Origin of the sequence: Lacrimispora indolis DSM 755 (genome assembly GCF_000526995.1) — a bacterium.
Classification (GTDB): domain Bacteria; phylum Bacillota; class Clostridia; order Lachnospirales; family Lachnospiraceae; genus Lacrimispora; species Lacrimispora indolis.
The window spans coordinates 5,650,689-5,676,663 of sequence record NZ_AZUI01000001.1 but is presented as its reverse complement, the minus strand read 5'-3'; the positions used below and the strand labels follow the sequence as shown (position 1 = coordinate 5,676,663).

General features: G+C 46.3%; 22 protein-coding genes and 1 other RNA gene. 18 read left to right on the top strand and 5 right to left on the bottom strand.

Annotated elements, in window-relative coordinates; translation table 11 throughout:
* Positions 1-186: 186 nt before the first annotated feature.
* The gene (locus K401_RS0127520) at positions 187-1,143 is read right to left on the bottom strand and encodes an N-acetylmuramoyl-L-alanine amidase family protein (protein WP_024295964.1); all 957 of its coding nucleotides are present in this window, start codon (positions 1,141-1,143) and stop codon (positions 187-189) included.
* Between the two features lie 140 nt (positions 1,144-1,283).
* On the opposite strand from K401_RS0127520, the gene K401_RS0127515 reads away from it, so the two are divergent.
* From K401_RS0127515 to ssrA, 11 genes are all read left to right on the top strand, one after another.
* Positions 1,284-2,246 (top strand): tRNA dihydrouridine synthase, encoded by a 963-nt coding sequence (locus K401_RS0127515; protein WP_024295963.1) that lies wholly within the window; start codon positions 1,284-1,286, stop codon positions 2,244-2,246.
* A 158-nt stretch (positions 2,247-2,404) separates the two neighbouring features.
* Positions 2,405-3,799: an amidohydrolase gene (locus K401_RS0127510; protein WP_024295962.1), complete on the top strand. Its 1,395-nt coding sequence runs from the start codon at positions 2,405-2,407 to the stop codon at positions 3,797-3,799.
* 33 nt (positions 3,800-3,832) lie between these two features.
* The gene (locus K401_RS0127505; protein ID WP_024295961.1) at positions 3,833-4,594 is read left to right on the top strand and encodes a MerR family transcriptional regulator; all 762 of its coding nucleotides are present in this window, start codon (positions 3,833-3,835) and stop codon (positions 4,592-4,594) included.
* 38 nt (positions 4,595-4,632) lie between these two features.
* Positions 4,633-5,670, top strand: a complete 1,038-nt coding sequence (locus K401_RS0127500; protein ID WP_024295960.1) for a BMP family protein — start codon at positions 4,633-4,635, stop codon at positions 5,668-5,670.
* Positions 5,671-5,681: 11 nt separating this feature from the next.
* Positions 5,682-7,238 carry an ABC transporter ATP-binding protein gene (locus tag K401_RS0127495; protein ID WP_024295959.1) on the top strand — a complete coding sequence of 519 codons (1,557 nt, stop codon included), beginning with the start codon at positions 5,682-5,684 and terminating at the stop codon, positions 7,236-7,238.
* Positions 7,207-8,241 (top strand): ABC transporter permease, encoded by a 1,035-nt coding sequence (locus K401_RS0127490; protein ID WP_027352299.1) that lies wholly within the window; start codon positions 7,207-7,209, stop codon positions 8,239-8,241. The genes K401_RS0127495 and K401_RS0127490 overlap by 32 nt, the downstream gene beginning before the upstream one ends.
* Entirely contained in the window at positions 8,242-9,183 is a 942-nt protein-coding gene (locus tag K401_RS0127485) for an ABC transporter permease (RefSeq protein ID WP_024295957.1), read from the top strand.
* 236 nt (positions 9,184-9,419) lie between these two features.
* Positions 9,420-11,678 (top strand): ribonucleoside-diphosphate reductase subunit alpha, encoded by a 2,259-nt coding sequence (locus K401_RS0127480; protein WP_027352300.1) that lies wholly within the window; start codon positions 9,420-9,422, stop codon positions 11,676-11,678.
* Positions 11,679-11,725: 47 nt separating this feature from the next.
* Positions 11,726-12,769, top strand: a complete 1,044-nt coding sequence (locus K401_RS0127475) for a ribonucleotide-diphosphate reductase subunit beta (RefSeq protein WP_024295956.1) — start codon at positions 11,726-11,728, stop codon at positions 12,767-12,769.
* A gap of 82 nt (positions 12,770-12,851) precedes the next feature.
* Complete coding sequence (gene nox, locus K401_RS0127470; protein ID WP_024295955.1) at positions 12,852-14,186, top strand: H2O-forming NADH oxidase; 1,335 nt, start codon at positions 12,852-12,854, stop codon at positions 14,184-14,186.
* A gap of 245 nt (positions 14,187-14,431) precedes the next feature.
* Positions 14,432-14,774, top strand: a transfer-messenger RNA (tmRNA) gene (ssrA, locus tag K401_RS32640).
* 215 nt (positions 14,775-14,989) lie between these two features.
* Here the strand turns inward: ssrA and K401_RS0127455 are convergent.
* The 3 genes from K401_RS0127455 to K401_RS0127445 all read right to left on the bottom strand — a co-directional run bounded on the left by K401_RS0127455 (position 14,990) and on the right by K401_RS0127445 (position 16,986).
* Positions 14,990-15,466, bottom strand: a complete 477-nt coding sequence (locus tag K401_RS0127455) for a 6-pyruvoyl trahydropterin synthase family protein (RefSeq protein WP_024295953.1) — start codon at positions 15,464-15,466, stop codon at positions 14,990-14,992.
* 49 nt (positions 15,467-15,515) lie between these two features.
* Entirely contained in the window at positions 15,516-15,890 is a 375-nt protein-coding gene (locus K401_RS0127450) for a Fur family transcriptional regulator (protein WP_024295952.1), read from the bottom strand.
* A gap of 202 nt (positions 15,891-16,092) precedes the next feature.
* Entirely contained in the window at positions 16,093-16,986 is an 894-nt protein-coding gene (locus K401_RS0127445) for a LysR family transcriptional regulator (protein WP_024295951.1), read from the bottom strand.
* Positions 16,987-17,104: 118 nt separating this feature from the next.
* Between K401_RS0127445 and K401_RS0127440 the strand changes: the two genes are divergently transcribed.
* Positions 17,105-17,647, top strand: a complete 543-nt coding sequence (locus tag K401_RS0127440) for a prolyl-tRNA synthetase associated domain-containing protein (protein WP_242837924.1) — start codon at positions 17,105-17,107, stop codon at positions 17,645-17,647.
* Positions 17,648-17,783: 136 nt separating this feature from the next.
* On the opposite strand, the gene K401_RS33105 is transcribed toward K401_RS0127440, so the two are convergent.
* Entirely contained in the window at positions 17,784-18,059 is a 276-nt protein-coding gene (locus tag K401_RS33105) for a hypothetical protein (RefSeq protein WP_156882362.1), read from the bottom strand.
* Positions 18,060-18,213: 154 nt separating this feature from the next.
* Here K401_RS33105 and K401_RS0127430 point away from each other — a divergent pair, with 154 nt between their 5' ends.
* The 6 genes from K401_RS0127430 (at position 18,214) to K401_RS0127400 (ending at position 25,975) form a co-directional block, all read left to right on the top strand.
* Positions 18,214-18,828: a hypothetical protein gene (locus K401_RS0127430; RefSeq protein WP_156945323.1), complete on the top strand. Its 615-nt coding sequence runs from the start codon at positions 18,214-18,216 to the stop codon at positions 18,826-18,828.
* A 250-nt stretch (positions 18,829-19,078) separates the two neighbouring features.
* Positions 19,079-19,582 carry a MarR family winged helix-turn-helix transcriptional regulator gene (locus tag K401_RS0127420; RefSeq protein ID WP_024295947.1) on the top strand — a complete coding sequence of 168 codons (504 nt, stop codon included), beginning with the start codon at positions 19,079-19,081 and terminating at the stop codon, positions 19,580-19,582.
* Positions 19,583-19,586: 4 nt separating this feature from the next.
* Positions 19,587-21,326, top strand: a complete 1,740-nt coding sequence (locus K401_RS0127415) for an ABC transporter ATP-binding protein (protein ID WP_024295946.1) — start codon at positions 19,587-19,589, stop codon at positions 21,324-21,326.
* On the top strand, positions 21,326-23,197 hold the full coding sequence (locus K401_RS0127410) for an ABC transporter ATP-binding protein (protein ID WP_024295945.1): 1,872 nt from the start codon (positions 21,326-21,328) through the stop codon (positions 23,195-23,197). The genes K401_RS0127415 and K401_RS0127410 overlap by 1 nt, the downstream gene beginning before the upstream one ends.
* 520 nt (positions 23,198-23,717) lie before the next feature.
* Positions 23,718-25,040 carry an electron transport complex subunit RsxC gene (gene rsxC, locus K401_RS0127405; protein ID WP_024295944.1) on the top strand — a complete coding sequence of 441 codons (1,323 nt, stop codon included), beginning with the start codon at positions 23,718-23,720 and terminating at the stop codon, positions 25,038-25,040.
* An 11-nt stretch (positions 25,041-25,051) separates the two neighbouring features.
* Positions 25,052-25,975 carry an RnfABCDGE type electron transport complex subunit D gene (locus K401_RS0127400; protein ID WP_024295943.1) on the top strand — a complete coding sequence of 308 codons (924 nt, stop codon included), beginning with the start codon at positions 25,052-25,054 and terminating at the stop codon, positions 25,973-25,975.

Here is a 25,975-nt window from a genome sequence, read left to right as displayed (position 1 = left end):
CACTATCGGGGACGCCGTGAGCAACTAGCGAAGCGGATTGCGAATATCCGCTTGACTATTGTTACTGCCATTGGATGAAAAAACCCCTGTCTCTCATTGATGAGAGGCAGGGGAGTTAGGTACGCGGGCACCTTTTTAGGCAAAGTTTTGGTTGTGTTCTTCATTGAAGAGCCATTGATACAGCAATTAACTGACGCCCGGTCCCTTGCCGTCAGAGGCAGGGAGAGGAGCAGCGGTTCCTTCATTCTGGTTGTTGGTATCCTGGGCTGCCTGAGCTGTTTGTGCTGGCTGTACTGTCTGGGTAAGTGTGGATTTTCCGGCTTTTTGCAGATATTCCATGATCCCTTTTGCATCTGCCTCTCCCAGGGCCTTGTACTGTTCTTCTGTTGACAGAAACAGGGTTAAGTCGCTGGTGTGGTTTATAAAGCCGTGCTCAATGATAAAGCCCCGGATCCCATACATCTGTGAATAGCGGGGGATTGCATAATAATCGGCCTGGCTTCCGTCAGGAAACATGGTTCCGTTTTCTGAATCCCGGAGGATCAGTCCCCGGTTGTGAAGTCCCAGAGTGCTTAGCTGCTTTAAAATAGTATTGGCAGCTTCCTGGGACTGGAGGGCCAGGTCATTGTTATACCTTCCGGTTCTGGGAGCCATGGAGCTTACGCCATAAGCATTTTTTACCGTACCGTTCCCCAAAGCCGAGTCCACGTGCTGGCTTACAAAAAGGTCTGCCTGGACAGAGGCGGCAAAGGCTGCCCGCTGATCAAGAGGTACGGTTGTTTCCGCACTGTCCTTTGTTAAATAAACCGTATAGTTAGAGAACTGCTCCAGATACTGTTTTGTGTAGGAAGCAATCTTCATGGTGATCTCATCTTCATAATAGGTGATTCCGTTATATTCAAAGTGGCAGCCGGAAAAATGTCCGCCGGTCTTGCCGTGGCCGGGATCCAGGACTACTACAAAGTTGGAGTTGTTTCGCATGCCCGGTCCGATTTCAGGGGCGGTTATTTTCGTGATCGGAGGTGCAAAGGCCGGTCCGATCTCTTCTTCTGCCCATGAGACGGAAGAGGAAGCGGCGGAAATAAGGACGGTAAGGAAAAGGGCCTTTGCGGCTGCTGGCAGTAAGTTCTTTAATTGTGTCATGATGGATCCTCCAGAATAATGGCATTTTGCTTTATATTATATCACTTCCTGACAGATTCTGTAAATGGGCTTCTATGAATTTGTCACCTGATGTGGTAAAATGTACCGATATAGAATTCATAAAAGATGGAGACTGAAATATGAAGTATTATTTTGCCCCAATGGAGGGGATCACCGGCTATGTTTACCGGAACGCTCATCATATGTTTTTCAATCATATCGATGAGTATGTCACTCCTTTTATTGTACCCACCCAGAACCGGAAGTTTACCTCCAGGGAAAAAAATGATTTTCTGCCGGAGCATAACCGGGGATTGCATGTCATCCCTCAGATTCTCACCAATAAAGGAGAAGATTTTATATGGGCAGCAAAGGAACTGAAACAATACGGCTATGAGGAAGTGAATTTAAATCTGGGCTGTCCTTCTCCAACAGTGGTTTCCAAGGGCAGGGGATCAGGCTTTCTTGGGAATCCGGACCGGCTGGAGGCTTTCTTTGATGAGATATTTTCCGCACTGGACATGAGGATTTCCGTGAAGACCAGAATCGGAAAGGACAGTCCTGAGGAATGGGGAAGGCTCATGGAAATTTATAATAAATATCCCATAAAGGAACTGATTCTCCATCCCAGGGTCCAGAGGGATTTTTACAGAAATGAACCCAACTGGGAGGCCGTAAAAACAGCGGTTTCCTTAAGCAAAAACCCCTTATGTTATAATGGAAACTTATTTTCCATGGAAGATTATAAGAAATTCACCGCTTACTTTCCATCCATAGACCGTGTCATGTTTGGAAGAGGGCTGGTGGCAAATCCAGGTCTTGCAGGAGAAATAAAGAACGGGGAGAGCATGGAGAAGGGGCGGTTAAAAGCCTTTCATGACGAAGTTTTGAAAGGATACGAAGAGATCATGTCAGGGGACAGGAATATCCTGTTTAAGATGAAGGAGCTGTGGGCTTATATGATCCAGATGTTTGAGGGCAGCGAAAAACACGGGAAAAGAATCCGCAAATCCCAGCATCTTGAAGAGTATAAGGCGGCGGTGGACAGCCTGTTCGGAGAACTGGATTTAAAGGAGTATGGAGGGGCTTTTGACGGAAGATAAGGACAAAACCCCTGTTTATAAGAAAAAAATAAAATGATCATAAATTTATTTAATGAATCAACGGACATTTTGAACTTGAAGCTATAGTTACTATAGGATATATAATGACCTCAATTTTAAACGGCGGCATGTTGCCGCTTTGGGAATGGAGGAATAACATGGCTTCAAAAGTTCTGATAAAAAATGCCAAAGCAATTGTGACCTGCGATGAAAATGACCATGTGTACAAAGACGCCGATATTCTGATGGATGGGCCCAAGATTGCGGCCATAGGCCGTGAGATGGAGGAAGAAGGTGCAACAGTCATTGACGGGACAGGGAAGTTTGTATATCCAGGTCTAATTAACACCCATCATCACTTCTTTCAGACCTTTGTAAGGAATCTGATCACCATTGATTATCCCAATCTGACGGTCATGGACTGGATCCACAAGATCTACCGGATTTTTCAGATCATTGATAACGATGTCATTTACTACTCAACTCTTACGGCTTTTGCCGACTTAATCAAGCACGGCTGTACCTGCGCCTTTGACCACCAGTACTGCTATACAAAGAAAACCGGCAAGGACCCGGTGGACCGGCAGATGGCAGCGGCGGAGCTTATGGGAATCCGCTATCATGCAGGAAGGGGAAGCAACACGCTCCCCCGGAGCGAGGGAAGTTCTATTCCGGATAATATGCTGGAAACTACCGATGAATTTTTAAAGGACTGCGAAAGGCTCATCCGTCTCTATCACGACCCAAAACCCTATTCCATGCGCCAGATCGTCATGGCGCCCTGCCAGCCCATCAACTGCCGGCCGGATACGTTTATTGAAACCGTTGCTGCAGCCAGAGCCATGGGTGTGCGGATGCACACTCATTTAGGGGAAGGGGAGACGGAAGGAATCAAGGCCCGCTACGGAAAACGCACCCTGGAATGGTGCCGGGATATTGGCTTTATAGGAGAAGATGTCTGGTACGCCCATAACTGGGAAGTGCTTCCGGAGGAATACCGCATACTGGCGGAAACAGGAACCGGTATTTCCCATTGCCCTACGCCGGCCGTGCTGGGAGGCTTTCCCATTCTTGATATCAGGGCCATGCAGGAGGCCGGCGTTCTCATAAGCCTTGGCTGCGACGGGTCTGCGACCAATGACAGCTCCAATTTACTGGACGCCCTTCGTTTATCCTACATGATGCAGGCTTACCATACAAAGGAACGAGGCGGCTGCGTATCTGCCTATGATATGTTAAAAATCGCTACCATCAACGGAGCAAAGACTTTGGGAAGGCCGGATCTGGGTTCTTTAGAACCGGAAAAGGCTGCCGACTTGTTTATGATCGACGGGGAAGCATTGGAGCTTGCGGGAGCGGTCCATGATCCTAAGAACCTCCTTGCAAGGGTTGGCTTGACAGGAAACGTATGGCTCACTATGATTAATGGAAAAGTGGTTTATAAGGATGGCGTGATCACCGGAGTGGATGAGAAAAAGCTGGCTTCTGAGGGGGAGGCGGTCTGCACCAGGGTGATACGGAATCCAAGTGAGGCGTTCCGTCCGTTTTTATAGGCAGCCTGACCACGGAAAGTTGAGGAAAACGGTTTGAAGGACTTTTTATCCATTGGAGAGATGAGTTCCCTTTTCGGGTTAAATATACAGACCTTGTATTACTATGACAGCATAGACATATTTAAGCCACGGATGCGGGACATAAAAAACGGCAGAAGAAAATATGAGTTTGACCAGGTTTATGAGCTGGCAACCATATGTTATATGCGAAAGCTTGGTTATTCCCTGGAGGAAATCTCAAAGCAGCGGAGCACCCAGCACGCAAATTCCGCACTGGATTCTTTAAAACAGCGTTCAGAAGAGCTTCACAGGCAATGGAAGGAACTGATTTCCATTGATGAGGCCATTCAGAGAAAGCTGCGTTTTATTGAAGGAGAGATGAAGAATATCCGTACAGATGAAATTACTGTCCGCCATTTTGAGGACAGGGCCTACCTTGCCATTGGAGAGGAAGAGGCTCTCTACAGGCAGAATTCCTTTTATTTTTATCCCACCATCGCCTTTTATCAGGGGGAAGAAAAATATTTCGGAGCCTATTTATATCCTTCAGAAGAGCCGTTGCCGGATCATTTAAGAAAGGACCAGATACGAAGGATCCCTGCAGGCGATTTCCTCTGCGGCTATCACTTAGGCCCTTATGAGACTGTTCCCGCCACCACCATGCGCATCCGAAATGCAAGACCGGATTTACACTTTGAAGACCTTACCATTAATTTTAATATTCTGGACCAGTTTGTGGAAAACCAGAGTTCCGGCTATATCACCCATACGCAGATCCGGATATTGAAACCATAAAGCAATGACCCAATTGACCACAAGAGAGGAGAAACATTATGAAAAACATGAGAAAGCTGGCAGCCCTGGTTCTTGCTGCCTCTATGGCGGCAGCATCTTTGGCAGGCTGCACAAAAGCGGCAGAGACAAAAGAGGTGCAGGAAACAGCGGGAACAAAGGCTGAGACTGCAAAAAACTTTAAGGTGGCGCTCTGTCTTTCCGGCGCAGCAAACGACATGGGCTGGTGCCAGACCGCCTATGAAGGATTAAAGCTTCTGGAATCCGATTATGGCTGTGAAACCGCTTATACAGAAAATTTAACTCCTGATGACATTGAAGCCGCATTTGCTGATTATGCCGCAAATGGTTATGATGTGGTGATCGGCCATGGCTATGAGTTCGGTGATCCTGCCGTTGAAGTTGCCGGACAGTATCCGGATACAAAATTCATTGTAACAGAGGGTGAGGTTTCTGCCGACAATGTAGCTTCCTATGTGACCAAATGCGAAGAAGGCGGTTACGTCATGGGAATGCTTGCAGCGGGAATGTCAAAAAGCAATAAGATCGGTTTTGTAGGTCCCATTCAGGGTGCCTCCCTTGTGAAAATCATGAATGGCTTTGAGGATGGGGCAAAGTCCGTGAAACCTGACATAGAAGTACAGACTGCGTGGACCGGCTCCTTTACAGATACGGCTCTGGGAAAGGAGGCTGCCCAGGCCATGATCGATAATGGAGCTGACATCATCGGCCATTGTGCCAATGAATCCGGCACAGGCGCCATCAATGCGGCAAAGGAAGGGAAGATTTATGCCACAGGCGATTCCTATGACCAGAACGGGCTGGCTCCTGAAACGGTTCTTTCTTCTTCCGTATATCATATTCCCAAGGTGATCGAGGCTGCATTTAAGACAGTGGCTGACGGAAGCTTTGCAGGAGGAATCTATGAGCTGGGCATGAAGGAAGGGGCGGTGAGCATTGCTCCATACCATGAACTAGAGGCTCAGATCCCGGATGAGGTGAAGGCAGAAATTGAAAAGAAGGTGTCGGCCATCACATCCGGAGAGTTTACCGTTCCATGTGATACAAAGGTGAGATAGGGAGCTTCCATATGCCATTATTGGAAATGAAACACATTACAAAAGCATTTTCCGGTGTATATGCCAATCAGGATGTAAGTCTGTCTGTGGAACAAGGGGAGATCCATGCCCTGTTGGGGGAAAACGGGGCAGGAAAGACCACGCTCATGAACATTTTGTTCGGCATTTACCAGTCTGAGGCAGGAGAGATCCTCTATAAAGGAGAGCCTGTCCGGTTTAAGTCTCCTGCCGATGCCATAAGCCGTGGGATCGGCATGGTTCATCAGCATTTTTCCCTGGTAAACCGGATGACGGTGCTTGACAACATCATTCTGGGGTATGGCCATAAGAAAGAAATCCTTGACAGAAAGGCGGCCTTAAAAGAGCTTTGCCTGCTGGCAGGGAAGTACGGACTTTTTGTAAATCCCCGGAATCAGGTTGGCAGCCTGTCTGTGGGAGAACAGCAGAGGGTGGAAATTTTAAAAGCATTATACCGGAAGGCAGACCTGCTGATTTTAGACGAACCAACAGGAGTTTTGACCCCTCAGGAAACTGAAAATTTCTTTAACGTATTGAAGCGGTTAAAGGAAGAAGGGCATGGGATCATCATCATTACCCACCGATTAAGTGAGATCATGGCAATCAGTGACAGGGTCACTATTTTAAGGGATGGCAGGGCGGTTAAGGAACTGGTCACAGCGGATACTACACCGGAGGAATTGTCCGCCCATATGATAGGCAGACCCCTTTCCGGCAAAAAGGAAAAAGGTCAAAAACCATCAGAGGAAACAGCCTTAAGTCTGGAAGGTGTTTCCTTGTCAAAAAAACGAGAGAGTAAAAAAATCTTGGATAACATCTGTCTTACGGTTAATAAAGGGGAGATCCTTGGAATTGCCGGAGTGGAAGGAAACGGGCAAAAGGAGCTTTCCGAGGTAATTACGGGAATCCGTAAGCATACGGAGGGAAGCATTGTCTTCCGCGGGGAGGCCATTGACAACAGGTCTGTAAAGGAACGCTTTCATAAGGGCATTTCCTATATATCCGATGACCGCCATAAAGACAGTCTGGTCGTGGATATGACGGTAACGGAAAACCTGATTCTGCGCACGTTTAACCGGCCGCCATTTTCAAAAAATCTGATTCTGGATTATAAAGAAGCTGAGAACCGGGCATTAGAAGCCGTTACAGAGTATGGGATCCGTACGTCGGGAAAAAGCGGGATCAGGACGCCGGTAAAGCTTATGAGCGGCGGAAACCAGCAGAAGGTGATTTTATCCCGTGAGATTTCCAATGAAGCCAGGCTCATCGTGGCCAGCCAGCCTACAAGAGGCTTAGATATCGGGGCAACGGAATTTGTTCATCAGACTCTTGTCAGGCAGAAAAACAAGGGAAAAAGCGTTTTGCTCATTTCTGCCGATTTAGATGAGATCCTTTCCTTAAGCGACCGGATCGCAGTGATGTTTGAAGGACGGATCATGGGGATCCTTGACAGAAAAGAAGCCGATGTATTTAAAATCGGGCTTTATATGGGCGGAGTGACACAAAAGGAGGTAGGCAATGGACCAAATGAAAAAAATGAAGGCAGCTGAGCTGGGGAAAATTGCTTTGATTTCCATTGGTGCGGCAGCTATCCTTGTCCTTTTGTCAGGAGCTGACCCTCTCACGGCAAGCCGGATGTTTTTCAACGGAATCTTTGGCAATAGGAGCGGGTTTGGGGAAGTGTTTGTGAAAGCAACTCCCTTAATCCTCACCGGACTTGGCTGTTCGGTGGCCTTCCGGACCGGATTTTTTAATATCGGCGGGGAAGGGCAGTTTTACATAGGAGCCCTTGCCTCAGCCTGGGTGGCTTTAAATACCGCCGGAGTTCCGGGGATTTTCCGGATCTTTCTGGCAATTGCCTGCGGATTCCTGTTTGGCGGACTATGGGCATTGCTGGCAGCCATTTTAAAGGCAAAGCTTGGAATCTCGGAAATCATATGCACCATTATGCTGAATTATATTTCCATGAATCTTTTGGGCATAGCTGTCCGCACCTTTCTCATGGATCCGGCGGGAAGCATCCCCCAATCGGAAAAAATAGATGCCTCAGCAACGCTTTTACGCTTTTTAAAGCCCACCAGGATTCATACAGGTATTTTTATAGCACTTGGTGCCGTGCTTTTTGTGTGGTTTCTCATGGAAAAAACGGCCGCAGGCTATGAGTTCCGGGTAGTCGGCTTTAATAAGCGGGCTGCTGCGGTAAACGGTATTTCCGTGGTGAAGAACATCATCCTGTCGGCGGTGTTAAGCGGAGGACTTGCCGGGACCGCAGGAGCTGTGGAGGTACTGGGAGTTCAGAAAAAACTGCTGGAAGGCATTTCCGGAGGCTGCGGGTATACGGCAATTCTCATAACCCTTTTGGCCTCCAACCATCCGGTGGGAGTGCTGATTGTCTCTGTTTTATTTGCTGCCCTGGAGGTAGGCGCAAATTCCATGCAAAGGCAGATGGGGGTTCCGTCCTCCATTGTGGATTTTCTCATCGGCTTTATGGTGCTGCTCATTTTGGGCAGAGAGCTTCTTGCCGGGAAAATGAGACCAAAGGAGGGGAAATAGATGCTGGACCAGATTTTAACCGTCAGCTTTCTGACTGCCTTTTTATCGGCGGCAGTACGAATGGCTGTGCCTCTTGCCTATGCAGGGCTTGGGGAGACTATTTCGGAAAAAAGCGGAATTCTGAACATCGGAATGGAGGGAGTCATGCTTTCCGGCGCATTTTTCTCTTTTGCAGGTGCGTTTTACTCAGGAAGCATGACTCTGGGGCTTCTTTGCGGCATGGCAGGGGGAGCTGCTGTCAGCATGATCCATGGAGTCTTGTCAATTAAGCTGTCAAAAGACCAGTCAGTCAGCGGGATCGCCATCAATATTTTTGTGATGGGGGTTACCGGTTTTTTGTATAAGCTCATGTCGGGGGGACAATCCTACCAGCAGATCCAGCCTCTTCTTAAGGTACGGATCCCGGTGCTTTCCGGCATTCCGCTCATTGGAAACGCTCTTTTTTATCAGGATATTCTCACCTATCTCATGTATTTTCTGGTCATAGGGGCAGCTCTCTTTTATAAAAAAACAAACACAGGGCTTTCCTTTGCAGCCATTGGAGAAAGTCCCCGTTCCGCAGATTCGGCAGGGATACCGGTTTACAAGTACCAGTACATTTCCATGGTTTTAAACGGAGTGCTGGGGGGAATGGGAGGTGCATATCTGGTTCTGGTACAGGTGGGGAATTTTTCGGAAAATATGACCTCCGGGCGGGGCTACATTGCCCTTGCAGCTGTTATTCTGGGCCGCTATGTTCCTTTTGGAATGATGGGAGCAGCCCTTTTGTTCGGCGCCGCCAATGCGCTGCAGATCCGCCTTCAGGCAGTTGGTGTTCCCCTTCCCTCCCAGGCATTGTCCATGCTTCCCTATCTGATCACGTTGGCCGCCCTCCTGGGTACCGCTGGGAGGAGCCATGCACCGGAAGGTCTTGGAAAGCCTTATGTACGCGGTTCCAGATAAGATCTTTCTTTTAAATGAAAACGCCTGAACTCTTATTTTGTAAGAGTTCAGGCGTTTTTTACTCGTTGGTTTTTCAGCCTTTCATTTCATGATAAAAAAAGAAGAAAATATCCTGAGAACGAATATTTTGTATGTCAATGGTTGAAATTAACTATATGTTGTGGTATATTTTTACATGTGATATTGGATAACAGTTATTGATACTAATATAAATCATGGAATGGCGGGAATTATAAATGGACAAGAGAAATGGGAAACAGGAAATTCTGGAATATTTTAAAGCGGTAGAGGAACTGGAAGAAGTATTGGACGGAATCCAAAAGGAGTGGGATTCCCCATCCTATGACCTGGATCACCTTTCCATAAAATTCACAGGGTTTTGCAAGAAAGATATGAGCCTTGAGGAGCGGTTGGGAGCACTGATCCAGGCGGCGGTGGAGCTGACGACCCAGGAAGCGCCGGACTGGGAATATATAGGAGCAAGACTTCTCCTGCTGCGTTTTGACATCAGGTTAAAGGCAGAGCTTGACCAGAGGCAGATTGGCAGCTTTTACGATAAAATCTGTTTTCTTACAGAGGAGGGGCTTTACGGAGATTACATACTGGAGAATTACAAGGAGGAAGAAATCCACCGGTATGAAACGTTCATGGATCAGGAGAGAAACCATCTGTTCAACTATTCAGGGCTGGAGCTGCTGCTTAACCGGTATGTGATCCGAAGCCGTCAGAATACGCCTTTGGAAACACCCCAGGAAATGTTTCTGGGAATTGCCATGCATCTTGCCATGCTGGAAAAGGAAGACCGGGAGACTTGGGTAAAACGGTTTTACGATATGCTCAGCACCTTAAAGGTCACCATGGCCACCCCCACCCTTTCAAACGCCAGAAAGCCTTACCATCAGCTTTCCTCCTGCTTTATTGATACAGTGCCGGACAGCCTGGATGGAATTTACCGGAGTATTGACAGCTTTGCTAAGGTCAGCAAGTTCGGAGGAGGCATGGGCCTTTACTTTGGAAAAGTCCGAGCTGCAGGAAGCGCGATCCGCGGTTTTAAGGGAGCTGCGGGAGGTGTGATCCGGTGGATCAAGCTGGCCAATGATACCGCCGTGGCAGTGGACCAGCTGGGAGTGCGGCAGGGGGCGGTGGCGGTTTACCTGGATGTCTGGCATAAGGATCTGCCTGAATTTCTGACTCTGAAAACCAATAACGGCGATGACCGGATGAAGGCTCACGATGTTTTTCCTGCCATCTGCTACCCCAATCTGTTCTGGAAGCAGGCAAAGGAGAACATCGAGGGGGACTGGTACTTAATGTGCCCTCATGAAATTCTGACTGTAAAGGGCTGGGCGCTGGAAGACTCTTATGGAGCCCAGTGGGAGGAGCGTTACCTTGATTGTGTAAATGACAGCCGCATCCAGAAGCGGGTCATCCCCATTAAGGACATCATCCGTCTGGTGTTAAAGAGTGCCGTGGAGACCGGAACGCCTTTTACTTTTAACCGGGATATTGTAAATGAGGCCAATCCCAACAGCCACTGCGGCATCATTTACTGCAGCAACCTTTGTACGGAAATTGCCCAGAACATGAGCGCCGTGGAACACGTGGAGCAGCAGATCCAGACAATGGACGGGGAAACCGTTGTGGTAACAATAACAAAACCTGGTGACTTTGTGGTCTGCAACTTAGCAAGCCTTTCCCTGGGAAAAATCGATCTTAAGGATACCCGGGAACTGACGGAACTGACCAGGAGCGCCATCCGGGCGTTGGACAATGTGATTGACTTAAACTTTTTCCCTGTTCCCTATGCCCAGGTTACCAGCCTTCGTTACCGTCCGGTGGGGCTTGGGGTGAGCGGATATCACCACATGCTGGCAAAAAACGGGATCTCCTGGGAATCAGAGGAGCATTTAAAATTTTCCGACCGGGTGTTTGAAGCAATCAATTATGCGGCGATCCAGTCCAGCTGCGACTTTGCTGAGGAAAAGGGAAGATATGATCTGTATGAAGGCAGTGAATGGCAGACAGGGGCGTATTTTGATAAACGGGGATATTGCTCTGAAAAGTGGAAGAGCCTTCGGGAAAAAGTGGCTGCCCACGGAATGAGAAACGGCTGGCTCCTTGCCATAGCGCCCACCAGCAGCACCAGCATGATCGCCGGAACCACGGCAGGACTGGACCCTGTTTTAAACCGGTATTATCTGGAGGAAAAAAAGAACGGTCTGGTGCCCAGGGTGGCCCCGGACTTATCGCCGGACACATTCTGGAAGTATAAAAATGCCCATTACATTGATCAGAAATGGTCTGTGCAGGCGGCAGGAGTCCGCCAGCGCCATGTGGATCAGGCCCAGAGTATGAACCTTTATATAACCAATGACTACACCCTTCGCCAGGTGCTTGGACTTTATATCCTGGCCTGGGAATGGGGTGTGAAAACCATTTATTATATCCGCTCCAAAAGTCTGGAAGTGGATGACTGCGAGGCCTGCTCCAGCTAAAGGGCCTTTAGGAGAATAATAAAACTGGAGAAAGTGAAAAGACCGATATGGAACAATTAAAAAAGAGGCCCCTTTTTCATCCGGATGGGGAAATTGAGGTAAGAAAACGCCGGATGATCAACGGCAACACGACAAACCTTAATGATTTTAACAACATGAAATACACCTGGGTAAGTGACTGGTACCGCCAGGCCATGAATAATTTCTGGATTCCGGAAGAAATCAATTTGAGCAGGGACCGGAAGGACTATCCTTTATTAAGTCCTCAGGAGCGGCGGGCTTATGATAAGATATTGTCCTTTCTGGTGTTCTTAGACAGCATCCAGACCGCCAATTTACCGGCCCTTGGGGAATATGTGACTGCTAATGAGATCAATCTCTGCCTTTCCATTCAGACATTCCAGGAGGCGGTGCACAGTCAGAGCTACAGCTATATGCTGGATACCATCTGTGAGCCTCAGAAGCGGAATGAAGTCCTCTATCAGTGGAAGAGCGACCCTTATCTTCTTGCCCGCAATACCTTTATCGGTGATCTGTATAATGAATTTCAAAAGGACAAAAGCGCATTTGCCTTTATGAAGGCGGTTGTGGCTAATTATATTCTGGAAGGCGTGTATTTTTACAGCGGTTTTATGTTCTTTTATAACCTGGGACGGAACCATAAGATGACAGGTTCCTCCCAGGAGATCCGCTACATCAACCGGGATGAGAACACGCATCTTTGGCTGTTCCGCAACATGATCCTGGAACTGGTAAAGGAGGAGCCGGAGCTGTTTACCAGGGAACGGGTGGAGGTTTACCGGGAAATGATCAGGCAAGGCTGTGAGCAGGAGATCGCCTGGGGCTGCTATGCTATCGGAGACGAGGTGCCGGGCCTTACCAGGGAAATGATCACAGACTACATCATGTATCTGGGAAATTTACGGTGTGCAAGCCTTGGCTGGGAAAAGATCTATCAGGGCCATGACAGGGAGCCGGAGACCATGTTTTGGGTCAGCCAGTACAGCAACGCCAATTTGATCAAAACTGACTTTTTTGAAGCCAAAAGTACGGCCTATGCCAAGAGCAGCGCCCTGATTGACGATCTGTAAAAAGCAGAATTTTAATAATAATAATTGTTTTTATTTTAACGATGTGGTATGATAAGAAAAAAGACTTTTAAGGAGGCTATTTATGGAACGCATCGTTGTAATCGGGGCAAACCATGCCGGAACGGCAGCAATCAACACAATTTTAGACAAATATAAAGATAAAAAAGTCATTATATTTGATTCCAATGACAACATCAGTTTTCTGGGCTGCGGTATGGCTCTTTGGATCGGGGAGCAGATCCATTCCTCAGAAGGCCTGTTTTATTGCAACAAGGACATATTTGAAGAAAAAGGCGCAAAGGTTTACATGGAAACCAAAGTGGACCGCATTGATTATGATAAAAAGCTTGTTTATGCTGTGGGAAAGTATGGCAGGAGATACCAGCAGGAATACGATAAACTGATTCTTGCAACAGGTTCTCTTCCCATATCTCCTGATATTGAAGGGAAAGATCTGGACAACGTCCAATATGTAAAGCTGTTTCAGAATGCCAAGGATGTCATTGATAAACTGCACCATGACTCCATAAAGGATGTGGCAATTGTAGGGGCAGGGTATATTGGCGTTGAATTAGCGGAAGCATTCCGCCGCGTAGGAAAGAATGTCACCCTGATCGACAACATGCACACCTGCCTGTCAGGCTATTATGATCAGGAATTTTCCGATATCATGTCCGAGAACTTAACAAGCCACGGCATTCAGCTGGTTTATGGAGAAACCGTGAAAAAGCTGTCCGGAAACGGCAAGGTGGAAAAAGTGATCACCGACAAAAACGAATATCATGCCGACATGGTAATACTGGGAATCGGTTTTAAGCCAAATAACCAGTTAGGCAGGGACGAGCTGGAGCTGTTCTCCAATGGAGCGTATCTGGTGGACAAACGGCAGCAGACCAGCCGCCCTGATGTATATGCGATCGGTGACTGTGCAACCGTTTTTGACAATTCCATTCAGAAAACAAACTACATCGCCTTGGCCACCAATGCCGTACGTTCCGGAATTGTGGCTGCACATAATGCATGCGGCACTCCCCTGGAATCCATTGGCGTCCAGGGATCCAATGGGATCTGTATCTGGAACCTGAAAATGGTTTCAACAGGAATTTCTTATGCAAAGGCCAAAAAGCTGGGGTATGATGCGGCAGCAGCGGATTATGAGGATACCCAGAAACCGGCCTTTATTGAGCATGACAATTATAAAGTGAAAATCAGGATCGTTTATGATAAGAAAACCCGGATCATCCTGGGTGCACAGCTGTGTTCAGAATATGATATTTCCATGGCAATCCACATGTTTTCCCTTGCGATCCAGGAGCAGGTCACCATTGACCGGTTAAAGCTGACGGATATTTTCTTCCTGCCTCATTTTAATCAGCCTTATAATTATTTTACCATGGCTGCCCTGCAGGCGGAATAGGCCGGGAGAATATGAGTCTCAGGAATTGAGAGAAGAAAAACGTTAAAAATAAGGAAGTCAGCCTCCGGTCGTTCCCGGAAGGGAATGGCCGGAAGCCGGCTTCTTTTATTTTATGACAAAAAAACACAGAAAGGGAATCTTAAGGCAGCATTGCCACAAGGTAATGGCGGCAGCCAAAGCGGAGGTCTTGACAATTGGTTTCATTCATGTTAGTATGAGAATGCTCTCCAGAAGAGTACCAGTCAGGGGCAGTACTGGTTTCGACAGGGGCTATGCAGCTGGTGAAGCTATCCGCATGCGATGCGTTAAATGGCAAACCTAAATATAAACGCTAACAATAACGAATTAGCATTAGCTGCTTAATGCAGCTTGTCGGCCTTAAGGCACTCACACTTTAAGATCCCGGCATCGACGATGTGAGAAACGACGTTTGCAAAGCTTTGAGCATACGGTCGTAATATGAAGCTACTGAAGCTGTCAGGGTGTTAGTTCCCGGGCGGTGGAGGGAATGTCAATAAACTAACTATGATAGTAGAAGAACAGGGAATTGGTTTTTGGACACGGGTTCAACTCCCGTCTGCTCCACTCAAAAAAGTCTGGTATTTACCAGGCTTTTTTATTTTTGCGTTGCACATTATGTTGTGTTGGCTCATATTGCCGGTTAATATTATGGCTCAGCTTTTTTCCTGCATAGCTTTTTATGGGTTCTTAAGCATGAAAAAGGAGCAGCTGCTCCAATAGATTCTTTCATCCATTTGTGCACCAGCCCCTTTTTCTTTTATTTGGTCAAAAAAACAGTTCGTTTAAAATTCCGCAGAAGCGCAGTTGTCGCCTGAAGCGAATGTCATTTTCTTAATGTTCAACTTATCTTTTAGCAGGCTGTAGAAAACTTCTATGAGGTTTTCGCAGGTCGCAACTTTCTCAACTACCACAAGACGGCACTCAGGATAAGCTTTTGCCAACGCGGTATCAAATGGCTCGCCAACCATGGTATTGGTTTCTGCACCGTCACGGATTCCCTGTGCTTCATATACTTTTAATATTTCCGGTAAGATGGGATCTTCCTTCTGTAAAATCAGAGCATGGTCAAAGTTTTTTAAGTAATCCCAGGCAATACGTTTGATACTGTTGCAGGGGTACACAAAGCCTGTTCTGCCGTCAACATCACCATCAACCTCAATGGTAAGCAAACCGGTATGTCCGTGAAGATACTGGGCCTCTCCCTCATAATTGAGAAAACGGTGGGAGTACTGAATGTTTAATTTTGTTATAGATCGCATGATAAATACCTCCTTTTATATTTTAAGCACATACTCCTTAGAGTCATGCTTATTTGCTGTCTTTTCCCTGTCTGCAAGAAGGGCAAATATAGCTGATTTTTAAATCATAAGAAAGAACTTCTTCTCCAATTTCTTTTTTTAGATTTGCCGTTAGATCCTTAAGTACAATATCGGATAAACGCCCGCACTGTTTACAGACCAGATGATCATGTCTTATGATGTTTTTGTCATATCTATCTGGACTTCCCTCTATTACAACCTTTTGAATGAGCTCATTCTCATACAATGTATTTAAATTATTGTATACAGTTGCCAGCACGATCTTTGAGGAAGTCTCCTTCAATTTCAGATAGATCTGTTCAGCAGTAAGGTGTTCTTCTGATGAATTAATAATATCGAGAATTAGTGATGAATAAGCAGTCATATTATTACTCCTTTTAGAATTATTCTAATTATAATATCGCGGGTGGGTGTTAGTCAAGGCTAACTTTTTTGAATTATCTTTAAGCATAAACCTTGATTGTTTGTCAAAAGCAAAAGCTGATGAAACAGCGGAACATCCATCGGACCAAGCAGCCCTGTTGTCAATCACCATTTCATAGGATCGTAAAGTTTTAGAGAAACGTTTACTGCAGTTTTTCTTCTTCCGGCTTGTTTCTGAATGGCAGATAGTCTAAAAATCTCTTAACAGCGAGGGAAGCAGTTTTTTTATCTTTCATTGCTAGACCAATATTGCGGTAGGCAGGTATATCCAATTCCTTTACTGCAATCCTATACGGAATACGCTGTAAGATCAGTTCCGGCAGAATGCTGATACCCAATCCACTTTCTACCATAGACATGATAGCGTAATCGTCCCATGTCGTAAAATGAACTTTTGGTTTGATATTGCATTTTTCAAATATTTCCCATATTTCAGCCTTAGCGCCTTTTTCTAAAAGCATGAAAGGGTAATCACACAGCGCTTTTACCGGAAAGCGCTCACAATGAGCCATAGGGTGATTTTCCGGCAGAACTGCCAGCAGTTTATCTTGATCTAAAAAGGTTGTTTCAAACTCTGAAAGTGTAGGCAGTCTGAGAAAGCCGCAATCCACACGTCCCTCTAAAATCCAGCTTTCAATTTCTGTGTAGTCACCCAGCAGAAGCTCATAATCAATATTAGGGTAATCCTTTTGAAACTTTTTAATGATATTAGGGAGCCAATGAGTTGCCACGCTGGAAAACGTACCAATCCGAATCAGGCCGGACTGCAAACCGTTTAATTCGTCTACCTGTGCCTGTAATTTTTGATATTCGCTGCACACCCTTTGAGCAAATGGCAGCAGCATTAATCCATCAGAGGTCAGGCGTACACCAGCCCGTCCACGCTCAAGCAGCGAAACCTGCCATTCCTTTTCTAAATCATTAATCATGCGGCTGATGCCGGATTGGGAGTAATTCAGCAGCTCTGCTGTCTTAGTAAAACTGCCATACTCAACGGTTTTAACGAAAGCCATGTATTTCTGAATGTTCATGTCCATATAATTTCAACCTCCTTTCATCTGATTTTGTCATTCTAACCATGATAAACATTTGTTTTTGTAATTTATGAAACCATGATACACTATGAATGCCAAAAGTGCAAGGGAAAGGAAATTGATGATGTTCTTTATAAGTGATATTTATACGACTGCGCCGTCCGGGTTTAAAACGGATTTACAGGAAAAAACATACCATGCGCTTAATATTCTCCATATCCCATTTGAGCGTGTGGATACCGATGAAGCAATTACAATGGATGATTGCTTCCAGATTAATGAGAAGCTGAACGTGAAAATGGTAAAGACCTTGTTTCTCTGCAATCGCCGGCAAACAGCCTTTTACCTGTTTATTACTGCAGGTGATAAACCTTTCAAGTCAAAGGAGTTCAGCAATGCATTAGGGCTGTCTCGTGTATCCTTTGCCCCTGCGGATTTAATGGAAAAGATGTTGGGAACGAAGATTGGTGCGGCAACAGTTTTCAGCGCAATGCTTGATACCGATCATGCTTTGGAAATAGTCTTTGACAAAGATGTTGTCCGTGAAGAATGGTACGGGTGCAGCGACGGTACAACCACGGGTTATATGAAGATCGAAACAAAGCAGATTATTCACAGGTTTTTGCCGCTTACAAAACATATGCCGGCAATTGTTGAGGTGTAATATGGGATTGTATCAAAACCGAATCGTAGTAAAAGTCGGCACTTCCACGGTGACAAATGAAATCGGCAGAAGTGTTGGAACACTGTTTGCCGGGAGGGGGCAATGAATCATGCATACGCTTTGAAATCCGCCTCTTTCACATCTTGTCTAAGCGTCCCATATAATATAGTACATAAATAAAAGAGAGGTGTGAAATATGGGCTGCTTTTTCGGATCCTGCTGGAATAACTGTAGATGCAATAACAATTGCAACAACAACTGCAACAATAATTGCGGCGACCGTGATAATTGTGCAGAAGAAAGAAGAAGAGCATACTGGGCCGGCTTTAGAGATGGGTGCAATGATCCACGCTGCCGTTGGCGCAATGAAAACGATAATTGTGATTAAGGACGGAGGAGCGGAGGCCTGCATAGGATTCAGGCCTCCGCTTTTTCATGGACCTCCTGCTTTTGGATTCCTTGGTCCTGTCATGAAATAATACAGACACAATTTCCGGGACCTCTGCATATGCTGAATGATATGATAAAAGTGTCGAAGGAAATTCAGGACAATGCGCGGGGAGAAAATGTGGCGGAATCGCATTTGGGATGGAAGGCAGTATGATCATGGGGTCATCAGGCTTCAAGTAAAGGGAATATCCTGTTACAACAGGGCTGCGAAGTATGAACCAAAGATTACAAGGCAGGTCAGGGCAATGGCAAAACGGGCAGGAATGGACATGGCGGGAATGGAAAACCGCATAAAATCCAGGAATTCATATCTGAAAAAGATCCAAAGGAAATACGGTCCGGGATTTCAGGGATATGAGGTAAAGGACATATTAAGATATACTTATACGGCTCCTGCGGAAGAGCTTGCGGAGAAGGTTTTAAAAACCATGGAGCTTTATTTGGAATCAGGCTATGATACAGTTGAAATCAAGAATTACTGGCTTGACAGGCAGAGTCCTTATAAGGGAATCAATACCACCTTGCGCTCTCCTGAAGGCCAGATTTTTGAGCTGCAGTACCATACGCCGGAAAGCTTTTTAATAAAGAACGGAAAAATGCATGAGTTATATGAAATGCAAAGGCCCATAAAAGACATGAGCAGCAAAGAGTACTTAGAACTATGGAACCAGATGCTTTTACTTTCTGATTCTGTGAAGATTCCCAATGGAATAGAAAAGGTAAAGGGTTAGAAAAAAATCTGATTTCTGCAGTTGACCGCCGTGATGCCATGCCGCCATGAAAGATCCATGGCTGTTATAGGCAGCAGGGCGGAAAGTTTTTTGGACATGGGAATGGAAGCCCTAAAATGGGTTATCATAGTAGAAAATTCACAAAATTTTCAAAATTTATCGGGTTGCAAACCAGGGTATAAGGTGATATACTGCTGTATAGTTAATTAGCTAATTATTAGTAAGCTAACAGAAAGGGGAATATTTGCAAATGAAACCAATGTGTCCGTTCCGGGATAAAGGATTAAAGGGAAACCTTTCGCCGACCCATGGCGTGATGGTAAGATATATGAGGATTATGAAGCTGCACCGATATATTCTGGATGAACGCTTAAAGCAGACAGGGGTATACCGCAGTCAGCATCAGATTCTCATGATGCTTTCCGATCACTCCAATGCCTCCCAGAAGGAGATAGCAGAACGCCTTTATGTGTCCACCGCAACCATAGCTGTATCGGTAAAAAAATTGGAAAAAGGGGGATACATCACCCGGGCCGTGGACCAGGAAGACAACCGGATGAATAAGCTCTGCCTGACGGAAAAGGGAAAGCACATGGTGGAGCACAGCCGGGAATTTTTTCATAATGTGGAAGAACGGATGTTCCGTGATTTTTCAAAGGAAGAATTGGCCGCCATGGGACAATATCTGGACCGCATTTATGACAATTTATCTCAGATCCCCTTGGAAAAGGACATGACAGAAAGAGAGGATTGATAACTTGAAACGATATTGGAAATATATCAGACCGTATCTGGGAGCCTTTATCCTTGGCCCGCTCCTGATGCTCACAGAGGTTTTAGGAGAAATCATGCTTCCCAAGCTGACCTCCATGATCATTAACAACGGAGTTGCAGGAAGAGACATGGGATACATTTTAAGTATGGGCGGGAGAATGCTGGTTATCGCCCTTTTCATGGCAGCAGGAGGGATCGGAGGCTCTTATTTTTCTTCCAAGGCTTCTATTTGCTTCAGTACGGACTTAAGAAGGGATGTTTTTCATAAGGTTCAGCAGTTTTCCTTTAAAAACATCGATGATTTCAGCACAGGCTCCCTGGTCACCAGGCTGACCAACGATATCCAGCAGATTCAGAATGTGGTGATGCTGAGCCTGCGTCTGATGTTCCGTGCACCGGGAATGCTGATCGGAGGCCTTATTATGGCCTATCTCATGAACCGGCAGCTGATGGTGATATTGCTGGCAGTGGTCCCCATACTGGTTCTGGCCATATTCATTATTCTAAAAATAGCATTTCCCCGTTTTGAGGTTATGCAAAAGAAGATCGACCGCTTAAACTCCGGAGTGCAGGAAGCGTTGACAAATGTGCGGGTGATCAAGTCCTTTGTCAGGGAAGATTATGAAGAAAAGAAGTTTCAGGCCACAAATCTGGATTTAAAGGAAGGCAGCTTAAGTGCTATGAGGATCGTCATAGTAAGTTTGCCTGTGATGACCCTTGCCATGAATATCACCACTCTTGCCGTGGTTTGGTACGGAGGAAATCTGATCATAGGCGGAAACATGCCGGTAGGTGATCTTACGGCATTTACCACTTATATTGTCCAGATTCTCATGTCTTTGATGCTCTTATCCATGGTATTTTTACAGGCCTCCCGTGCTATGGCCTCTTTGAGGCGTGTGAGAGAAGTTCTGGATACAGAAATTGATCTGACCGATGACCATGCGGCGGAAAAATCTGCCCAGGTCACAAGGGGAAGGGTGGAATTTAAGAATGTTTCCTTCCAGTATGTAAAGGGAAGGTCGAAAAATGTTTTAAAACACATTGATTTTACGGCGGAGCCTGGAGAGACCATTGGAATCATCGGTTCAACTGGAAGCGGAAAGACGTCTCTTGTGCAGATGATTCCCCGCCTTTATGATGCGGACGAGGGACAGGTCCTGGTGGATGGCATTGATGTAAAGGATTATTCCATCAGAAACCTCCGAAAGGGCGTTGGAATGGTTCTGCAGAAAAATGTTCTTTTTTCCGGGACCATTGAAGAAAATCTTCGATGGGGAGATGAAAACGCCACCATGGAAGAGGTGGTGCTCATGGCGGAAAGCGCCCAGGCCGACGGCTTTGTCTCCAGTTTTACGGACGGGTATGACACGGATCTGGGCCAGGGCGGCTCCAATGTATCCGGCGGCCAGAAGCAAAGGCTTTGTATTGCCAGGGCTCTTTTAAAGAAACCGAAAATACTGATCCTGGATGACAGCACCTCTGCCGTAGACACGGCAACGGAAGCCCGTATCCGCCAATGTTTTCAGACGACTTTAAAGGACACCACCAAATTCATCATTGCTCAGAGGATCGGTTCCGTAGAAAATGCGGATAAGATCATCGTGCTTGATGACGGACAGATCGTAGGCATGGGATCCCATGAAGCGCTGCTGGAGTCCTGTGAAGCTTATCAGGAAATTTATTATTCCCAGAGAGAACGGGAAGAGGAGGCAGGTGCATGATGGATAAGCGGAAAAAAATAGACAGCCTGAAAAAGCGTTACGGCCGGACTTCTCTGCCCGTCAAGAGCCAGGGAGCAATGGGAGGGCCCGGAGGAAACCGGCAGGTAAAGGGCGGCATTCCGAAAAATGCCAAGGCAACGATCCGTCGGCTGATGTCTTATTTAAACAAATACAAGTTTTTCATGGGAGCGGCGCTTTTCTGTGTCATCATCGGCACCATTGCCATGCTGGCCGGCTCTTACATGCTGCGTCCCATCATCAATCAGTATATAGCCCCTTCCGGCGGAGGAAGGGGAAGTGTTTCAGGACTTGCAAAAGGTCTTATGGCCATGGGAAGCGTTTATTTTATTGGGGTGATCGCCAACTATGCCCAGTCCAGGATCATGCTGACGGTGGCACAAAACGCCCTGCAGGAAATAAGGGATGACCTGTTTAAAAAGATCCAGACTCTGCCGGTGCGGTTTTATGATACAAATAACACCGGAGATCTCATGAGCCGGTTCAGCAACGATGTGGATACCATCGGCCAGATGTTAAGCAATACCCTGATCCAGCTTTTTACCGGTGCTTTAAGCATCATAGGCACTCTTGTACTCATGATCTACACGAACATCTGGCTGACTCTGGTGACCATAATCATGATACCTGTGATGATGAAGGTGGGCGGCTTTGTGGCTTCAAAAAGCCAGAAATTCTTCTCCGCCCAGCAAAGCTCTTTGGGCGCTGTGAACGGATATATTGAAGAAATCATCAGCGGCCAGAAGGTGGTAAAGGTATTCTGTCATGAAGATGTGGCAGAAGAAGAGTTTGAGATCCTCAATGAGGATTTAAGGAACAATATGATCCATGCGCAGTTTTTCGGAGGCGTAATGATGCCGGTTATGGGGAATTTAAGCCAGTTAAACTACATCCTGACCGCATGCATCGGAGGACTGCTCTGTGTGCTCCGGGGCTTTGATGTGGGCGGGCTGACCGTATTTTTAACCTTTTCAAGGCAGTTTGGACGGCCCATCAACGAAATGTCCATGCAGGTGAGCAATGTTTTCTCCGCCCTTGCCGGTGCGGAACGGGTATTTTCCATTATGGATGAGGAGCCGGAGCAGGCAGATGACGAAGATGCGGCAGAGCTGGAGCCTATGAGCGGATATGTAGAACTGAAGCATGTGACCTTTGGTTATGATCCTGATAAGGTGATCTTAAAGGATTTAAGCCTTTATGCAAAGCCTGGGCAGAAGATTGCCTTTGTAGGCTCCACAGGCGCAGGAAAAACCACGATTACAAATCTTTTAAACCGTTTTTATGACATTCAGGGCGGTGAGATCACCATTGACGGAGTGGATATCCGCCATATCAAGCGGGAGAATCTCCGGCATAACATTGCCATGGTCCTTCAGGATACCCATCTGTTTACAGGGACTGTAATGGAGAACATCCGTTACGGAAGACTTGATGCAACGGATGAAGAGGTGATCCAGGCCGCAAAGACAGCTTCCGCTTATTCCTTTATCATGAGACTGCCCGCCGGCTTTGATACCGTTCTGGAGGGCGACGGGGCTAATTTAAGCCAGGGGCAGAGACAGCTTTTAAACATTGCCAGAGCAGCTATTTCAAAAGCGCCGATCCTGATCCTTGATGAAGCTACCAGCTCCGTGGATACCAGAACGGAAAAGCACATTGAACGGGGCATGGACCGCCTCATGGCGGACCGGACCACATTTGTCATCGCTCACCGGCTGTCTACGGTGCGCAATTCCAATGCCATCATGGTATTGGAAAACGGTGAGATCATTGAACGGGGAGACCATGAGGATCTTTTAGACCAAAAGGGCAGATATTATCAGCTTTATACCGGGGCAGTGGAACTGGATTAACCAAAGGCCACACCCTGCATTCCCATTTGGGAGCATTGGAGAAAACGGCAGCCATGCAGTCACTTGTGATTCCGTTTCCCAATGTTCCTTTTTTATTTATTAAAAATTCTAATAAATAAAGGGCGTAAGTGATAAAATTCATCCATTAAAACCCATGAAAAACTTTTATAAAAACGAAAATTTAACAAAAATTTCACAAAGTATAGTGTATAAATTCAAATACACTGTCATAAAAAGGGAGATTATGAGGATTAACAAAAAAAGAACCGGATTGATTGTATTTCTATGAAAACATAAAAGGCTCACTTTTTTTGAGAATCGTCATTTATTTAACACAATAAAAGGGTCTAAAACGAGGTTTTGCTCCTGATAAATGAAAAGAGTTGTATATAAAACACAGTATACAATATGTAATTATGCATTGTTTCGATTTGCGAATTATGTTATACTGTCTCAGGAGGCAAAATGCTGAAATTTTGCCGGGAGAGACAAAGAAATGTATAGAAAGAGGGTTAGTTAAATGGGTCTGGCTACATTTAAAGGCGGCATTCATCCTTACGAGGGAAAAGAATTGTCGGAAAATAAACCTGTACAAGTGTTGCAGCCAAAAGGCGAGATGGTGTTCCCAATGTCCCAGCATATCGGGGCACCGGCGAAACCTTTGGTGGCGGCAGGTGATCAGGTGCTGGTTGGACAGAAAATCGGGGAGCCGGGGGGCTTTATTTCAGCCTGCGTGATCAGCTCCGTTTCAGGTACCGTAAAAACCATTGAACCAAGACTGGTTGCTAATGGCTCTATGGTCCTGTCCGTTATAATTGAAAACGACGGGAAGTATCAGACGGTAGAAGGCTTTGGAAAAGAACGTGATCCTAAGACTTTATCAAAGGAAGAGATCAGAAACCTGGTAAAAGAAGCAGGTGTAGTAGGGCTTGGAGGTGCAGGATTCCCCAGTCATGTGAAGCTGACGCCAAAAGATGAATCAAAGATTGATACGATTATCGTAAACGGTGCGGAGTGTGAACCGTATTTAACTTCCGATTACCGGATGATGTTGGAAGAGCCGGAGAGTATCATAAAAGGGCTTAATATAATCCTTCAGCTCTTTGACAATGCAAAGGGAGTCATTGCTATTGAAAGCAACAAGCCGGAAGCCATCAAGCTGATGACAGAGCTTGTAAAGGATGAGCCAAGGATTACCGTCTGTCCTTTACAGACGAAATATCCACAGGGAGGGGAGCGTACCCTGATCTATGCTGTGACAGGAAGAAAGATCAATTCCACCATGCTTCCTGCAGATGTTGGCTGCATGGTAGACAATGTGGATACGGTTATTTCTATATATAATGCTGTTGCAAAGAACATTCCTCTGATCCGCCGCATCATTACGGTGACAGGAGATGCCGTGGCAAATCCCCAGAACTATAATGCAAGGATCGGGACCAGCTATACCGAGCTTTTAGAGGCTTCCGGAGGTTTTAAGACAGAAGCTGCAAAGGTGATTTCCGGTGGCCCGATGATGGGGCAGGCTCTGTTTAATTTAAATATTCCCGTTACAAAGACTTCCTCCGCCCTTACCTGCATGACAAAGGATGAGGTGGCGGAAAATGCGCCCAGCGCCTGTATCCGCTGCGGAAGATGCGTAAAGGTGTGCCCTGGCAATATTGTTCCACAGATGATAATGGAAGCTGCGGAACGGTCGGACATGGAGCGTTTTATAAAATTAAACGGCATGGAATGCTGCGAATGCGGCTGCTGTGCATATATCTGCCCTGCCAGAAGGCCTCTTACCCAGGCATTTAAAGAGATGCGCAAAGAAGTTGCGGCAAGCAGAAAGAAAGCGTAGGAGGAGGAAGCATGAGTAAATTGTTAAACGTATCATCATCGCCTCATGCAAGGGATCAGGTCACAACACAGAATATTATGCTGGATGTTGCCATTGCCATGATTCCTGCGTCTGCGTATGGTGTATATCAGTTTGGATATAAAGCAGCGCTGATTTTGCTGGTCAGCGTATTGTCCTGTGTTCTCAGTGAATATTTATTTGAATCCCTTATGGGAAAACCTGTTACAGTAAGTGACGGAAGCGCCCTGGTGACAGGAATGATCCTGGGCCTTAACATGCCCCCTGCCATACCTTTATGGATCCCGTTTCTGGGAGGCGTATTCGCCGTCATCGTGGTGAAGCAGCTCTATGGCGGTCTTGGACAGAACTTCATGAACCCGGCTTTGGCGGCCAGATGTTTCCTGCTCATTTCGTTTGCAGGAAAGATGACCACATTTACATACAATGATGCGGTTGCAGGCCCCACTCCTCTTGCTTCATTAAAGGCAGGAGAGGCAGTTGACTTAACGGCCATGTTCATTGGAAAGATTTCGGGAACCATTGGCGAGGTGTCTGTGATCGCCCTGCTCATTGGCGCAGCCTACCTTTTATTCAGAAAGGTAATTTCCATCCGGATTCCGGCTGCTTATATCATCACTGTAGCTGCATTTGTCTTTGTTTTCGGCCGTCATGATCTTACGTACGTGCTGACTCATATATGCGGCGGCGGTCTTATCTTCGGTGCTTTCTTCATGGCTACCGATTATGTGACAAGCCCCATCACCCCAAGGGGACAGATTATTTTCGGCGTTCTTTTAGGCGTGCTCACCGGATTATTCCGTTTGTTCGGCGGGTCTGCGGAAGGTGTTTCCTATGCCATCATCATCGCCAACATTCTGGTGCCTTTGATCGAGAAGATCTCTCTTCCGGTAGCATTTGGAAAGGAGGGGAAGTAA

Coding starts and splice junctions, on each gene's coding strand:
- K401_RS0127520 (WP_024295964.1), bottom strand. CDS start 1,143: ATGACACAATTAAAGAACTTACTGCCAGCAGCCGCAAAGGCCCTTTTC.
- K401_RS0127515 (WP_024295963.1), top strand. CDS start 1,284: ATGAAGTATTATTTTGCCCCAATGGAGGGGATCACCGGCTATGTTTAC.
- K401_RS0127510 (WP_024295962.1), top strand. CDS start 2,405: ATGGCTTCAAAAGTTCTGATAAAAAATGCCAAAGCAATTGTGACCTGC.
- K401_RS0127500 (WP_024295960.1), top strand. CDS start 4,633: ATGAAAAACATGAGAAAGCTGGCAGCCCTGGTTCTTGCTGCCTCTATG.
- K401_RS0127495 (WP_024295959.1), top strand. CDS start 5,682: ATGCCATTATTGGAAATGAAACACATTACAAAAGCATTTTCCGGTGTA.
- K401_RS0127490 (WP_027352299.1), top strand. CDS start 7,207: ATGGACCAAATGAAAAAAATGAAGGCAGCTGAGCTGGGGAAAATTGCT.
- K401_RS0127485 (WP_024295957.1), top strand. CDS start 8,242: ATGCTGGACCAGATTTTAACCGTCAGCTTTCTGACTGCCTTTTTATCG.
- K401_RS0127480 (WP_027352300.1), top strand. CDS start 9,420: ATGGACAAGAGAAATGGGAAACAGGAAATTCTGGAATATTTTAAAGCG.
- K401_RS0127475 (WP_024295956.1), top strand. CDS start 11,726: ATGGAACAATTAAAAAAGAGGCCCCTTTTTCATCCGGATGGGGAAATT.
- nox (WP_024295955.1), top strand. CDS start 12,852: ATGGAACGCATCGTTGTAATCGGGGCAAACCATGCCGGAACGGCAGCA.
- K401_RS0127455 (WP_024295953.1), bottom strand. CDS start 15,466: ATGCGATCTATAACAAAATTAAACATTCAGTACTCCCACCGTTTTCTC.
- K401_RS0127450 (WP_024295952.1), bottom strand. CDS start 15,890: ATGACTGCTTATTCATCACTAATTCTCGATATTATTAATTCATCAGAA.
- K401_RS0127445 (WP_024295951.1), bottom strand. CDS start 16,986: ATGGACATGAACATTCAGAAATACATGGCTTTCGTTAAAACCGTTGAG.
- K401_RS0127440 (WP_242837924.1), top strand. CDS start 17,105: ATGATGTTCTTTATAAGTGATATTTATACGACTGCGCCGTCCGGGTTT.
- K401_RS33105 (WP_156882362.1), bottom strand. CDS start 18,059: ATGCAGGCCTCCGCTCCTCCGTCCTTAATCACAATTATCGTTTTCATT.
- K401_RS0127430 (WP_156945323.1), top strand. CDS start 18,214: ATGTGGCGGAATCGCATTTGGGATGGAAGGCAGTATGATCATGGGGTC.
- K401_RS0127420 (WP_024295947.1), top strand. CDS start 19,079: ATGAAACCAATGTGTCCGTTCCGGGATAAAGGATTAAAGGGAAACCTT.
- K401_RS0127410 (WP_024295945.1), top strand. CDS start 21,326: ATGGATAAGCGGAAAAAAATAGACAGCCTGAAAAAGCGTTACGGCCGG.
- rsxC (WP_024295944.1), top strand. CDS start 23,718: ATGGGTCTGGCTACATTTAAAGGCGGCATTCATCCTTACGAGGGAAAA.
- K401_RS0127400 (WP_024295943.1), top strand. CDS start 25,052: ATGAGTAAATTGTTAAACGTATCATCATCGCCTCATGCAAGGGATCAG.